The sequence below is a fragment of the Streptomyces sp. NPDC005496 genome (assembly GCF_042872045.1).
Lineage (GTDB): Bacteria > Actinomycetota > Actinomycetes > Streptomycetales > Streptomycetaceae > Streptomyces.
Window position 1 is genome coordinate 12,326 of record NZ_JBIAJQ010000016.1, and the last position, 14,288, is coordinate 26,613.

Sequence of the window (14,288 nt, forward strand, 5' to 3'; positions counted from 1 at the left end):
GGGATCTGGAGCCCGACGCGTCGCACGTCCGAGGATGCCGCGACACCCCGTGGCTGTGGACCTCCGCGCGCCGGGGTGTCCGGTTCTCCGCGGCCGCCCTGCCCAATCGGCGGCACCCGTGACACACTTCTGACGTCCCGTCAGATCCCGTTCTCTGGAGGACCCTTGCCGCGTACCCGCACACCGGTGGTGGCCGGTTGGTTCACCCAGGAAGAGGACGAGGACGGTTTCCGCCTGCTCGGCACGCGCTGCTCGGCGTGCGCCAGCGTCTTCTTCCCCCGCGAGGACGTCTGTTGCCGCAATCCCGGCTGCGGCGGGGGCGACCTGACCGAGACGCCGCTGTCCCGGCGCGGTCGCGTCTGGTCGTACACGGACAGCCGCTACCGGCCGCCTGCGCCCTACGTGTCCGACCCCGAACTCCCCTGGCAGCCCCGCACGTTGATCGCCGCGGAACTGGAGGCCGAGCGCATCGTCGTGCTCGGACAGGCGCCTGACGGGGTCACCGTCGCCGACCTCGCGGTGGGCATGGAGGTGGAACTCGTCCCCGGCGTGCTGAACGAGGACGCGGGGACGACCTGGACGACCTGGCACTGGCGGCCGGTGAAGGAGGCCGGGACGGCGGATCGAGGCGTGTCCGGCGGGCCGGGGGTGACGGCATGACCGGCGAGGTCGCGGTACTCGGCGCGGGCATGCACCCGTGGGGCAAGTGGGGCCGGGGCTTCGTCGAGTACGGCACCGTGGCCGCCCGGGCCGCATTGGCCGACGCCGGCCTGGACTGGCGGGACATCGGCTCGATCGTGGGCGCCGACACCGTACGGGGCGGATATCCCGGGTACGTGGCGGGCGCGACGTTCGCCAGGGCGCTGGGCTGGCAGGGGGCCCGGGTGACGAGCGTCTACGCGGCCTGTGCCTCCGGGGCGCAGGCCGTCGACACGGCGCGCGCGCAGATCCTCGCGGGGCTCGCGGACGTCGTGCTCGTGGTCGGCGCGGACGCGGCACCCAAGGGTTTCTTCCGCCCGGCCGGCGGGGAGCGCCCGGACGACCCGGACTGGCTGCGCTTCCGGATCCTCGGGGCGACCAACCCCGCGTACTTCGGGCTGTACGCGCGGCGGCGGATGGCCGTGCACGGGGACACGCCCGAGGACTTCGCGCGGGTCAAGGTGAAGAACGCCGCCGCGGGCGCCCTGAACCCGAACGCCCGCTACCGCAAGCGGGTCACGGCCGAGGAGGTCGCCGGCTCGGCGGTGGTGGCGGATCCGCTGCGCCTGCTCGACATCTGCGCGACCTCGGACGGCGGCGCGGCCCTGGTGCTGTCCAGCACGGAGTACGCCCGGCGGCACGGCGCGGCCGGGGCCGTACGGATCCGGGCCGTGTCCACGGTGACCCCCCGCTATCCCAACACCCTGCTGGACCTGCCGGACATCGCGACGGACTCCGCCGCGGCCGTGGCCGCGACCGGTGAGACCTTCCGCGCGTCGATCGCCCGTGCCGCGTACGAGGAGGCGGGCGTCGGGCCCGAGGACCTGTCGCTGGCCGAGGTGTACGACCTGTCCACGGCGCTGGAGTTGCAGTGGTACGAGGATATGGGGCTGTGCGGTGAGGGCGAGGCGGCGAAGCTGTTGCGGGAGGGCGCGACGGCGCTCGGCGGACGGACACCGGTGAACGCGAGCGGCGGCCTCGCGTCGTTCGGGGAGGCCGTCCCGGCGCAGGCCATCGCCCAGGTGTGCGAGCTGACTTGGCAGCTGCGGGGCGCCGCCGGGGGCCGGCAGGTGGCGGGGGCGCGGGTCGGCATCACCGCCAACCAGGGGCTGTTCGGGCATGGTTCGTCGGTGATCGCGGTGCGGTGACCCGGCGGCGCCCGGACGGGTGTGCGTACGCAGTGTGACCGGGCGGGAATGCTGCGTGAACAGCGTGTGAATCGCGTTCCGGCGTGCGCGAGCGGCGCCATCATGCTGTCCGTGCACTCCTGGACGGATACTCTCCGCTTCGCCTTCCAGCCGGTGGTCAACCTGACGACCGGAGGGGTCGCGGCGCTGGAGATACTCGCGCGTCCGGAGGCCGGGGACGTCCTCGCGCAGGCCCGCCGGGACCCGGAACTCGACGGACGGGTGGCCGCGTGGGCCGTGCGCGCCGCCGCCCGCAAGGAGACGCTGCTGCCCTTGCACGTCAACGTGTTCGCCGGGACGCTGGCGGATCTCGGGCGCCTGGCCGACCTGCGCGAGGCCGTACGGCAGGCCGGGCGGATGACGTGGGAGATCACCCTCGACATCGGCCCGCCGTACACGCACGTGCCCCGGCACGCGCTCCTGGAGGCGGTGGCCGGGCTCCGGGCGGAGGGCTTCCGGATCTGCGCGGACGGCGTCGGGGACGGCGACGTGCCCCTGCGGCTGCTCGCGGACCTCGATCCCGAACTCGTCAAGCTCGACGCGTCGTTGCTGAGCCGCCCGGCGGCGGTGCGGGCGATGCGCACGTTCTGCGAGCACTCGGGAGCGCTGCTGTCCGTCGAGGGCGTGGAGACGGAGGCGCAGTGCGCGGCCGCGGTCGCCGCCGGTGCGCAGCTCGCGCAGGGACAGCTGTTCGCCCCGCCGGCGCGGCTGCCCGCCGCCGACGTGTACGTGCCGCCCGTCTCCCCCGCCGTGACGGCCGTGCCCCGGTCGGGGCCCTCCGTACGGCAGTTCGTCCGGCCGGCCGCGCTGCTGCCTGCGACGGCGTCGGCGGGACGCGTGCGGGCGCTGCTCACCGGCTCGCCCGACGTGTCCGGGGTGCTGCTCGTCGACGCCTCCGGGGTGCCCGTGCGCTCGGTGCACCGGTCGCGGTTCCTGCTGTCGATGTCGGGGCGGTACGGGCACGCCCTGTACGCCGACCGGCCCGCCGCCAAGCTCGGTGACCCGCCGCGCACGGTCGGCGTCGACGCGACGGCGTGGGAGGTGCTGGACGTGGTCGCGGGCGGCGACCGGGACCGTACGTCCGACGATGTCGCCGTCGTCGACCGGCTCGGGCGGTGCGTGGGCGTCGTCCGTCTCGCCGACCTCGTACGGGCGCTGGCCGAGAGCCGGGTCGAGGAGGCGGCGGGGCTCAACCCACTGACCCGGCTGCCCGGTTCGGACGCGATCACCGAGGAGGTGGACCGGCGGATCGCGGCCCGGCGGCCCTTCGCGCTGAGCTGGCTGGACGTCGACCACTTCAAACGGGTCAACGACGGGGCCGGGTTCGCGGCCGGGGACGAGCTGATCCGGGCGGTGGGGCGGGTGTTGCAGCACGCCGCGTCCGAGGCCACGCGCGTGGGGCACATCGGGGGCGACGACTTCCTGGTCCTCGCCGACCCCGGCGGCCTCGACCAGGTGGCCGCCTCGGTGCTCGACGCCCCCTGGTCGGCCGGCGGAATGGCGGTGACGCTGTCCCTCGCCACGGTGCTGTGCGCGCCCGGCGCGGTGACCGACCACCGGCAGGCCGCCGCGTGCCTCGCACCGCTCAAGCAGGCGGCGAAGGCCCTGCCGGGCGCGAGCTGGATCCTGGGGCGGGCGGGACTGCCCGGTCACGAGGTGCGCCGGGGCCCGGGCCCCATGGCGGCACAGGCGGGATGCGGGGCGGCCGAAGTGGGGTGAGGCGTCCGGGGCCGGGGCCGGAGCGCCGAGGCTCACCGACTTGTTCCTCCCGTCAACCACCTTTCCACGCAAGGGTGTTGACGACTCGGCGTGCTCGGCGTACCGGCTCCGGGAGCTGAACGGTCGCCGCACCGGCCCGGGCGCCGCCGTTCGCAGGCCCCGGCTCGCACACGGTCGCGAACGGTTCCGGTCGGCGACCTTGACGCCCTCTGAGTGCCGGTGAACACTTCCCGGTGTCAGTCGGCATCGCCGCATTCGGGCGTCTTCAGGCGCTGTACCGTCCGGGTTCCCGCCTGCACGAAGGGCCATCCCCCCACGGGCGATTCCGCTGCTACGGCACGCTCGTCACGGACGCCGGGCGGGGCGCGGGACCTCCCTGCCCTCGGCTGAAGTAGCCATGGGAAACGCACCCTGCACGGTGGACCGGGGCGGACCGCCCCGGGCGAGGGCCTAGGAGCCGCCATGAGCAACGCAGACATATTCGTCGGTGAGGTCATCGGCACCGCGATCCTCATCCTCTTCGGCGCGGGAGTCTGCGCCGCGGTCACTCTCAGATTCTCGAAAGCACAGGCGTCGGGCTGGATCGTCATCGCGTTCGGCTGGGGATTCGCCGTGCTGGCCGGCGCCTACACCGCCGCCCCGCTGTCGGGCGGCCACCTCAACCCGGCCGTCACCATCGGCGTCGCCGTCGACACCGGCGTGTGGGACAAGGTGTGGGTCTACCTACTCGGCCAGATGGTGGGCGCCATGCTCGGCGCCGTCCTCGCCTACCTGGTCTACCTCGCGCAGTTCCAGGCCAACGTCCGCAAGACGGGCACCACGGAGGGGACGGCGGACGAGCCGACACCGACCCTCGGCATCTTCTCCACCATCCCCGAGATCCGGAACCCGGTCGCCAACCTCCTCACCGAGGTCATCGCGACCATCGCCCTCGTGCTGCCGATCCTCGCCTTCGGCAAGAACATCGGCATCGGCATCGGTCCGGTCCCCGGGGAGCAGGGGATCTACGGCTCCGGCATCTCGGTCCTGCTGGTGTCCCTGCTCGTCGTCGGCATCGGGCTCTCGCTCGGCGGACCCACCGGGTACGCCATCAACCCGGCGCGCGACCTGGGCCCGCGCATCGTGCACACGTTCCTGCCCATCCCGAACAAAGGCACCTCCGACTGGGGCTACTCCTGGGTCCCGGTCGTCGGCCCGCTGATCGGAGGGGCGCTCGCGGGCCTCCTCTACAACGCAGCCTTCTGACCTCGAGCGACCAAGGGGTATCCATGCCGGACAACGCCGAGAAGTACGTCGCCGCAATCGACCAGGGCACCACCTCCAGCCGCTGCATCGTCTTCGACCGGGCCGGCGCGATCGTCGCCGTCGACCAGCGCGAGCACCGACAGATCTTCCCCAAGCCCGGCTGGGTGGAGCACGACGCCACCGAGATCTGGTCCAAGGTGCAGGCCGTGGTCGCGGGAGCGATCGCCAAGGCCGGGCTGCGCGCCGACCAGCTCAGCGCTCTCGGGATCACCAACCAGCGTGAGACGACGGTGCTGTGGGACCGCGCCACGGGCAAGCCGGTGCACAACGCCATCGTCTGGCAGGACACCCGTACCTCCGCCCTCTGCGGCGAACTGGGCGGCACGGACGGGCAGGACCGTTTCCGCGAGCAGACCGGACTGCCGCTGGCCAGCTACTTCTCCGGGCCCAAGGCGGCCTGGCTGCTGGACAACGTGCCGGGTCTGCGCGCGCGTGCCGAACGCGGCGAGATCGCCTTCGGCACGATCGACTCGTGGCTGATCTGGAACCTCACCGGCGGCACGGACGGCGGACGGCACGTCACCGACGTCACCAACGCCGGGCGCACCATGCTGATGAACCTGGAGACCCTCCAGTGGGACCCGTCCATCCTCTCCGCGATGAACATCCCCGAGGCGATGCTGCCCGAGATCCGGTCCTCCTCCGAGGTGTACGGCACCGCCGTGGGCCAACTCGGGGGCGTCCCGGTCGCGTCGGCGCTCGGCGACCAGCAGGCGGCCGTGTTCGGCCAGGCCTGCTACGACGTCGGCACGGCCAAGAACACCTACGGCACCGGCAGTTTCCTGCTGCTCAACACCGGCAACCGGCCCGTCCCCTCGAAGAACGGCCTGCTGACCACGATGGGTTACAAGATCGGCGACGAGGCGCCGGTCTACTGCCTGGAGGGCTCGATCGCCATCACCGGGGCCCTGGTGCAGTGGTTCCGCGACCAGTTGGGGATCATCCGCACCGCGGACGAGATCGAGACGCTGGCGGCGAGCGTGGAGGACAACGGCGGGGCGTACATCGTGCCGGCCTTCTCGGGCCTGTACGCGCCCTACTGGCGTTCCGACGCGCGGGGTGTCGTCACCGGCCTCACCCGGTACGTCACCAAGGCGCACCTGGCCCGCGCGGTCCTGGAGGCCACGAGCTGGCAGACCCGCGAGGTCGTCGACGCCATGTACCAGGACTCCGGGGTGCAGATCACCACCCTGAAGGTCGACGGCGGCATGACCAAGAACAACCTCCTGATGCAGCATCAGGCGGACGTCCTGGGTGTGCCGGTGATCCGTCCGAAGGTCTCCGAGACGACGTGTCTGGGCGCGGCCTACGCGGCAGGACTGGCCACGGGCGTGTGGAGCGACCTCGACGAGCTCAAGACGCACTGGCGGAAGGACGTCGAGTGGACGCCGGTCATGGAGTCCGCCGAGCGCGATCGCGAGTACCACAACTGGCACAAGGCGGTGGAGAAGAGCTTCGGCTGGCACGAGGAGGGCGTGTGATCCGGCCGGTGAGGCACGCGCGCGTGGCATGACGTGAGCCGCGCGCGTACGACCCCGGTCGTCGGCGCTGCGTGCGTGTGGGTCCCCGTGGGCCCACACGCGCGTGCAGGAGTGCGGCCCGTACCCCGGTCGGCGGGGGTACGGGCCGCACGCACGGGCCGGCCGGCGCGGCGTACGGGTGCCGTCAGCCGGTGGCGGCCTCGCGGCGTACGGCGGCCTGGTCCATCGCGTGCTGGACGACCCTGATGAGTACTTCCTTGGCCGATTCGCGGTCCCGGGCGTCGCAGAGCACCACGGGGACGCCCTCGTCCAGGTCGAGCGCCCGGCGGACGTCCTCGGCCGGGTAACGGGCCGCGCCCTCGAAGCAGTTGACGCCCATCACGAAGGGGATGGAGCGCCGCTCGAAGTAGTCGACCGCTGCGAAGCAGTCCTCCAGGCGACGGGTGTCGGCGAGGACGATCGCACCGAGGGCACCGGTGGCCAGTTCGTCCCACAGGAACCAGAAGCGGTCCTGTCCCGGCGTCCCGAAGAGGTACAGCACCAGGTCCTCGCGGAGGGTGATGCGGCCGAAGTCCATCGCGACGGTGGTGGTCTTCTTGCTCTCCACACCGCTGATGTCGTCGACCGGACGCCCCGCCTCGGTGAGCATCTCCTCCGTCCGCAGCGGCCTGATCTCGCTGACCGCGCCGACGAGGGTCGTCTTCCCGACGCCGAAACCGCCGGCGACGAGGATCTTGAGCGTGACGGGCTCGACCGGAGGCTTGCCGCGCTCAGTTCGCCCGAAGATCATCGGTCTCTTCTCCTGCTTCGCTGGGGTCGGGCGGGGCGGACCGTGGCCGCCGCGCGGAATGTCGATGACAGGTACGTCTCCGGGGCGGGCATCCGCCGTCTCACTTCCGCCGGGTTCCGTGGCGGTCGTCCCGCCCTCGCGGCCGGGACGCCGTGCCCGCGCGGACGGCAGCGGAGCGGGTCCGGAGAGAGCGCTTCCCGGCCCGCCCTCGGCGGCCGGGCCGGGGCTGCCGGCCTGTCACGTCCTCACCCCGGTTCCGCCGCTCACAGCGCCCGGAGGCCGCTGATCACATCGCGCAGGATGCTCTCGTCCGGCAGCTCCGCGGGCGGTACGGGACGGGTCACGTGAACCAGTTCCTCGTCCACGAGGTCGCCGATCAGGACCCTGACCACGCCGATGGGGAGGTCGAGTTCCGCGGCGAGTTCGGCGACCGACTGCGGGGCGTCACGGCAGAGTTCGACGATGTGCACGTGCTCCGGGGACAGCGTCTGGTCCGCCTCGGGGTCGTCCGCGTGGGTCTCCGTGACGACCACCGCGATCAGGTCGAGCCGGTGCTGGGCCGGGCTGGTGGTGCGCCCGCGCGTCATGGCGTACGGACGGACCACCGGTCCGGCTTCGTCGTCGAACCAGTGGCTGGTCCCCTGACCGTCTCCGCTCATGCCATCCCACTACCCGTCGGTGGGCAGCTCGGTGCGCGGAGCCGCGCCCAGATGCACGCCGACCCGCTTGACCAGGAGCGTCATCTCGTAGGCGACCTGTCCGATGTCGGATTCGGCCTCGGAGAGGACGGCCAGGCAGCTGCCGTCGCCGGCGGCCGTGACGAACAGGAACGCGTCGTCGAGCTCCACGATCGTCTGCCGGACGCTGCCCGCCTCGAAGTGCCGACCGACCCCCTTGGCGAGGCTGTGGAACCCGGAGGCGACGGCGGCCAGGTGCTCGCTGTCCTCCCGGGTCAGGTCCTTGGAGACACCCGTGGGCAGTCCGTCGCCGGAGAGCACGATCGCCTTGCGGATGCTGGCGACCCGGTCCACCAGATCGTCGAGGAGCCAGTTGAGCTCCCCCGACGTCGCGCTGCTCACGGGGTGCCCTGCGGCCTTCGGTGCGGTCATCGACCGTCTCCCTCTGTCGTTCCTTGTGCTGAGCCGCCGTGGGCATCGTCGCCCCCGGCGTTCTCCTCGCGGCCGCGCTGCCAGCCCCGCTGGAGGGAGGCCATGCGGCTGCGTACGTCGTCGGCGTCACGTTCGGCGGGAAGCGGACCTTCACCCGCGGTCCTGTCGCGCTCGGTGCGCCGCTCGGGTCCGTCCTTCAGCTGCGGGGCGAGGCTGGCCTGCCGTACCCGGCGGGGCAGCGCGCCAGCGTCCGGGCTCTCCAAGCCGGTCGCGGCCGTCTCGTCCGTACCGCCCGGCCGGTCGGAGCGGCGCCCGCGCGCGGGGACGACGCCGTGGGCCTGACCGGGCTCGCCGTGCCGCCCGGAGGTGCCGGTGCGCTCGCTCCCGAGGGGAGCCGGCGCTTCACCGAGTCCGCCGTCCGGCCCGCCCGGGGGATCGCCGCGTCCGCCGCCGAAGCGGCGCGACGACACGGGGCGCTCGGCGACGGCGCGTGCCGTGTCGGCGCGCGCACCGCGGCGGGCCGCCGAGGGCGCCGCCTCCTCGAATTCCGTGTGCCTGGACGGCAACGGCTCCGTACTCTCCGTCGACTCCCCCTCCGCGTCCCCGCGCCGGGACCGCGCCTCCGTCACCGGGCGCCCGTGCGAGCTGACCAGCTTGGGGGCCCTGCGGCGCTGCGGCAGCGGTACGGGGGCGTCGGGGTGGACCGGGTCGGCGGGGCGCGCCGACTCGCCGTGGCCCTCACGCGCCTGCTGGTGCTGCTCGCCGGGGACACCGGTGACGGAGCGGCGCGGCCGGAAGAGGCCGCCTCCCTCGCCGTCGTCCTCGCCCAGGACGCCGGGCAGGTCGCCCAGCGCGTCGAGGCCGACGGGGGCCTCCAGTTCGACGGGACCGTCCAGGATCGAGGCGGGCAGGCCCGGCAGCCGTACCGGGACCTGCGCCAGCGCCGCCTTGCGGTCCTGCTCGCTCCCGGTCTCCTTCGCCTGCGTCGCGCGGTCGAGGCGGAAGCCGGTGCCGTTCGTGTCGGGCACGTCGTCGGTGAGCAGCACGTCGGGGATGAAGACGACGGCCGTGGTGCCGCCGTACGGGGAGGGCTGCAGGGAGACGCGGACGTTCTGCCGCTGGGCCAGCCGGCTGACCACGAACAGGCCGAGCCGGTCGGTGTCGGACAGCTCGAACTCGGGGGTCTCGGCGAGCCGGAGGTTGGCGTCGAGCAGCGCCTCGGCGGCCATGCCGAGGCCGCGGTCGTGGATCTCCAGCGTGAAGCCGTTGGCGACGCGCTCCCCGAGCACCTGGACTGCGGTGTGCGGGGGCGAGAACACGGTGGCGTTCTCCAGGAGTTCGGCCACGAGGTGGGTGAGGTCGGCGACCGCCGGGCCGGTGACGGCGACCCGCGGCAGACGGCGTACCTCGATGCGCTCGTAGTCCTCGACCTCGGCGACGGCGGCGCGCACGATGTCCATGAGCTGGATGGGTTTGCGCCACTGCCGTGAGGGTGCCGCGCCCGAGAGGATGACGAGACCCTCGGCATGGCGGCGCATACGCGTCGTCAGGTGGTCCAGGCGGAACAGGTCGGCGAGTTCGTCGGTGTCCTCGGTCCTGCGTTCCATGGTGTCGAGCAGTGTGAGCTGCTTGTGCAGCAGGACCTGGCTGCGCCGGGCGAGGTTGACGAAGACCTCGGAGACGCCCTCGCGCAGTTCCGACTGCTTGACGGCGGCCTCGACGGCGGCGCGCTGGAGGGTGTTGAGGGCCTGGCCGACCTCGCCGATCTCGTTCTTGTCGTACTCCAGGCGCGGCACTTCCGTCTCCACGTCGACCTGTTCGCCCGCGGAGAGCCGGCGCATGACGCTCGGCAGCCGTACGCCGGACGCCTCGTGGGCCTCCAGCCGCAGCCTGCGCAGGTCGCGGATCAGGGTCCGGCCGATGCGCACGGACATGAACAGGGAGACGAGCAGGGCCGCGAGGCCCAGGACGCCCGCGATGGCAGCCTTGACGATGACGTTGACCGCCAGGGGGTGGACCCGGTCCCGGTAGCGGTCCTGGGCCTCGTCGTCCATTCGTCCCAGTTCGACGAGGGTCGCCCCGGCCGTCTCGTCCCAGCTCTTCGCGGTGATCCCGCGGGGCGCGCCCGGGGTCGCGGCGATGACGGCCTGTTCGGCGTTGCGCAGGGGCGCGGTGCCGGCGTTCTTCCAGTAGCGCCCGAAGCGGGCGCGTTCGGAGCCCGGCAGCAGCGGCAGGCTGGTGTCGTACAGCAGGCTGCGCTGGGCGACGAGGTCCGACACGTCGCGGATCTCGTCGTCGGTGATCCGGCCCGCGACGAGCGCCGAGCCGAGGAGCGCGTCCTCGCGGGAGAGCAGCTCCCGGGCGCGCCCGACGTTGGCCAGGGCCCGGCCCTGCTTGTCCATCTCGACGTTGTCCAGCACGTGGAGGTTGGCCATGAGGACGTAGCAGGGGTCGACGATCCGGTTGTAGAGGTCGAGTGCCTGGGTCCGGTCGACGGTGCCCTCGTCGACGCCGTGGCGCAGCGAGTCGAGCCCGTCCAGGGCGTCCAGGATCGAGGCGACGCGCTCGCCGGTGCCCTCGCTCATCTCCCCGCGCACGTCCGGGTCCTCGGCGTTCCTGCGGACCTTGGCGACGGCCTTGTCGGTGGCGGCCCTGCTGCGCCTGAGCGCCGCCTGGGCGTCCGAGGCACGCGGGTCGGCGAGGTGGACGAGGCTCTGGCGGCGTTCCTGCTGGAGGACGCCGACGGTGTCCTCGGTGGCGAAACCGACCTTCTCGACGACGTCGGACACCTCGAACAGGTGGATCGCCTCGCGCCCGGTGAGCACCGTGGCGAAGCCCCAGATCGCGGTCAGGGACACGAGCGGCACGAGCAGCAGCGCCACGATCTTCCGGCGGATGGACTTCCCGCGAAAGCGCATGGCCTCCCCCAGCTCGACCCCCGCCGGCCCGGGGGCACACATGTGCGTCAACAAACGGCGTGAGCCTACTACCGACACAGCGGTATCTCGAAGGGCTGTCCGAACCTCCATCTGCCGTGTACCGCACGGGACATCAGCAGTTGTCCGTGCATTGCGGGAGATTGCCTCCCCGTTCCGGCACCCGCGTCGGGGCCACAACGCGTTCAACTGTCCGGCCGGTTGGCCGGAAAGCTTCGGTCGCCGGGAATCTTTGCCGGAGGTCGTTCGTCTTTCTGTACGGGAACGAGGGGCGGAACCGGCCACAAGGTGCCGCAGGCCGCGTCCAGGTCGCGTAAAACAGCGCAACCCGGGCAGGCCACTGGGAAGCGGGAGTCCTGAGGCACCAGGGCGAGCGGTCTGCTGGGGATGGGGAGTGACGAGTTGATGGGCACGGTGGAGCGCGAGGCGCTCAGGAGCGGCGTTGCGACGCCGGTGGCTGCACGACGGGGACCGCAGGCCCCCGATCCCGGCGCCACGACGGGCGGACGCGACGCGACGACGGCCGGGCCACGGGGCCCCCAGCGCGCGGGCGACGCCACTGGTCCACGCCCGGCCGACCCGCGCGGGGACGACAGCGGCACCCACCGGCTGGTCCAGGCGGACGAGGTGCTGACCGCGCCCCGGTCCACGGCGGAGAGCGGTGACCCGAGGGCGGGCGCGGGGTCCGGCGGAGCGGCCCGCGAGCGCGCCGAAGAGCGGTACTACTACCGGCCGTTGTGGGTCGAGGAGCCCGCGCGCAGGCGCCGGCTGCCCGATCCGGTGCGTACGGCGGCCGTGCGCGCCGTGATCATCATCGCGGTCACGCTCATGCAGGGCGTGGTGGCCTTCCTGTGCACCCTGGCCGGCTCCTGGCTGGCCTTCCCGATGGTCCTCAGCAGCGTCGCGAGCACCGTGGTCGCCACCTGGGCCGCCCTCGACGTCTGGGTCACCCGCCAGGTGTGGAACCAGCGGCACGGAGTGGTGTCCGTCCCGAGCAGCACGGCACGCGCGCTCAGGCGCGAGCGTCGCACGGCCCGCCGGCACGCCCGCACGGCGGAGCGCGCCCAGCAGCGGATACGGCGCCGGAGCGGCGCCCGCCGACTGTCGCACTCGTAGGCGCGAGGCGGAACGGCGTTCGCGGGTACGGGGTTGGCGCTTCGGCCTGTCGGTACGCGTTGTCGTGCCGACCTTGCCGGTACGGGGTTGCCAGGGCGGCCCTGAGTGCGCGGGGCCTCTCAGGGCCGGCCTTGTCGGTACGGGGTTTCCGGGTACCGGTCGGGGTAGCCGGGGCCGGGACAGTCGGTACGGGAGTTGCTCGGCGGTCCGCGCAGGTACGGGGATTGCCGGATAGGCCTGACTGGTACGAGAGTTGCGCGTCGGCCTGATGAGGGTGGAGTCGCCGGGCGGCCTGCGAGCTGTGGGCGTCGCCAGGCGAACCGGCAGGGTCCCGCACGGGTCGTCCCCGCTCGCCGATCCAGGAGGCCGCTCATGACGACCCGTCCGCCCACGACCGGGCAGAACGACGACTCCGAACTGGCCGAGTTCGGCTACCGACCCGAACTCAAGCGCACCCTCGGCAACTTCCACACCTTCGCCGCCGGCATCAGCTACATCTCGATCCTCACCGGCACCTTCCAGCTCTTCTACTTCGGTTACGGCAGCGGCGGCCCCGCCTACTGGTGGTCCTGGCCGATGGTCTTCGCCGGACAGTTCATGGTGGCCCTGTGTTTCGCCGAACTGGCCGCCCGTCACCCCGTCGCCGGGTCCGTCTACAACTGGTCGAAGAAGATGGGCAATCCGCACCTCGGCTGGCTGGCCGGGTGGATGATGCTCGTCGCCTCCATCGTGTCGATCGCCGCCGTGGCCCTCGCCTATCAGCTGACGCTGCCGCAGATCTCGTCCGTCTTCCAGTTCGTCGGGGACGGCACCGGGAAGTACGACGTCGCGACGAACGCCGTGGTCCTGGCCACGGTGCTCATTCTCTTCACCACCCTGGTGAACGCCTTCGGCGTGAAGCTCATGGCCACCATCAACAGCGCCGGCGTCCTCGTCGAGCTGATCGCGACCGTCGTCCTCATCGTGCTGTTCGCCGTCCACATCACGCGCGGACCGCAGGTCGTCATGGAGACGCAGGGCCACGGGACCGGCGAGTCGTTCGGCTACCTCGGCCCGTTCCTCGTCGCCTCACTCGCGTCCGCGTACGTCATGTACGGCTTCGACACGGCTGCCTCCCTGGGCGAGGAGTCCCTGGACCCCTCGCGCAACGCCCCGCGCGCCATCCTCCGCGCGATCGTCGCCTCGTTCGTCCTCGGCGGGCTGGTCCTGCTGCTCGCGCTGATGAGCGTCGGCGGCCTCAAGGGCGAGAAGCTGTCCACGGACGGGCTGCAGTACATCGTCCTCGACGTGCTCGGACCGACGGCCGGCAAGGCGATGCTGTGGTGTGTGCTGATCGCGGTCACGGTCTGCGCGCTCGCGGTGCACACGGCGGCGATCCGGCTGGCCTTCGCGATGGCCCGGGACAACAACCTCCCCGCGTCCGCCCTGATGGCCCGGGTGAGCCCGCGATTCCGGACGCCGGTGCTGCCCGCGGTGATCATCGGCGTGCTCGCCGTGGCGATCCTCGTCGTGAACATCCGCCAGCCGCAGATCTTCACCGTCGTCACCAGCATCGGCATCGTCATGGTCTACCTCGCCTACCTCGGCGTGACCGTCCCGATGCTGGTGGCGCGTCTGCGCGGCACCTGGCGGCCCGCGGGCGACGGCAAGTTCTCGCTGGGCCGCTGGGGCCTGCCGGTCAACGTTCTCGCCGTGCTCTGGGGCACGGCCATGACCGTCAACCTGATCTGGCCGCGGTCCGAGGTCTACAACGCGGCGGCCCCGTACCACTGGTACCTGCGCTGGGGCGCGGTCCTGTTCGTCACGGTGATCGCCGGTGGCGGGTACGCCTACTACTGGTTCGTCCAGCGGCACCGCACCGGCGTCCTCGCCGAGCACCGGCTGCACCCGCAGACGTCCGCCCCCACCGCCGCCCCCGCGACCGACTGACGGCGGACGTCTCCCCA

At 72.5% G+C, this 14,288-nt stretch carries 11 protein-coding genes; 7 read left to right on the top strand and 4 right to left on the bottom strand.

The window, feature by feature from the left end; all coding sequences use genetic code 11:
• Nucleotides 1-186 precede the first annotated feature (186 nt).
• The 5 genes from ACFYQQ_RS36440 (at nt 187) to glpK (ending at nt 6,391) form a co-directional block, all read left to right on the top strand.
• Entirely contained in the window at nt 187-660 is a 474-nt protein-coding gene (locus ACFYQQ_RS36440) for a zinc ribbon domain-containing protein (RefSeq protein ID WP_355787252.1), read from the top strand.
• On the top strand, nt 657-1,847 hold the full coding sequence (locus ACFYQQ_RS36445) for a lipid-transfer protein (RefSeq protein WP_355787249.1): 1,191 nt from the start codon (nt 657-659) through the stop codon (nt 1,845-1,847). Before ACFYQQ_RS36440 ends, ACFYQQ_RS36445 begins: the two co-directional genes overlap by 4 nt.
• Before the next feature lie 111 nt (nt 1,848-1,958).
• Nucleotides 1,959-3,605 (top strand): EAL domain-containing protein, encoded by a 1,647-nt coding sequence (locus ACFYQQ_RS36450; protein ID WP_388906833.1) that lies wholly within the window; start codon nt 1,959-1,961, stop codon nt 3,603-3,605.
• A 462-nt stretch (nt 3,606-4,067) separates the two neighbouring features.
• Complete coding sequence (locus ACFYQQ_RS36455) at nt 4,068-4,850, top strand: MIP/aquaporin family protein (protein WP_355793695.1); 783 nt, start codon at nt 4,068-4,070, stop codon at nt 4,848-4,850.
• A gap of 23 nt (nt 4,851-4,873) precedes the next feature.
• A complete protein-coding gene (gene glpK, locus ACFYQQ_RS36460) occupies nt 4,874-6,391 on the top strand; it encodes a glycerol kinase GlpK (protein WP_355793697.1) in 1,518 nt (505 codons plus the stop codon).
• Nucleotides 6,392-6,575: 184 nt separating this feature from the next.
• Here the strand turns inward: glpK and ACFYQQ_RS36465 are convergent, their stop codons facing one another.
• The 4 genes from ACFYQQ_RS36465 to ACFYQQ_RS36480 form a co-directional block, all read right to left on the bottom strand.
• Nucleotides 6,576-7,181, bottom strand: coding sequence for an ATP/GTP-binding protein (locus ACFYQQ_RS36465; protein WP_355794419.1), 606 nt, complete (start codon nt 7,179-7,181; stop codon nt 6,576-6,578).
• A 263-nt stretch (nt 7,182-7,444) separates the two neighbouring features.
• A complete protein-coding gene (locus ACFYQQ_RS36470; RefSeq protein WP_355794420.1) occupies nt 7,445-7,840 on the bottom strand; it encodes a DUF742 domain-containing protein in 396 nt (131 codons plus the stop codon).
• 9 nt (nt 7,841-7,849) lie between these two features.
• On the bottom strand, nt 7,850-8,290 hold the full coding sequence (locus tag ACFYQQ_RS36475) for a roadblock/LC7 domain-containing protein (RefSeq protein WP_355794421.1): 441 nt from the start codon (nt 8,288-8,290) through the stop codon (nt 7,850-7,852).
• Nucleotides 8,287-11,208: a nitrate- and nitrite sensing domain-containing protein gene (locus tag ACFYQQ_RS36480; RefSeq protein ID WP_388906838.1), complete on the bottom strand. Its 2,922-nt coding sequence runs from the start codon at nt 11,206-11,208 to the stop codon at nt 8,287-8,289. Before ACFYQQ_RS36480 ends, ACFYQQ_RS36475 begins: the two co-directional genes overlap by 4 nt.
• 648 nt (nt 11,209-11,856) lie before the next feature.
• Here ACFYQQ_RS36480 and ACFYQQ_RS36485 point away from each other — a divergent pair.
• Nucleotides 11,857-12,342: a hypothetical protein gene (locus ACFYQQ_RS36485; RefSeq protein ID WP_388906967.1), complete on the top strand. Its 486-nt coding sequence runs from the start codon at nt 11,857-11,859 to the stop codon at nt 12,340-12,342.
• A 372-nt stretch (nt 12,343-12,714) separates the two neighbouring features.
• Nucleotides 12,715-14,271, top strand: coding sequence for an amino acid permease (locus tag ACFYQQ_RS36490; RefSeq protein WP_355791028.1), 1,557 nt, complete (start codon nt 12,715-12,717; stop codon nt 14,269-14,271).
• Nucleotides 14,272-14,288: the final 17 nt, after the last annotated feature.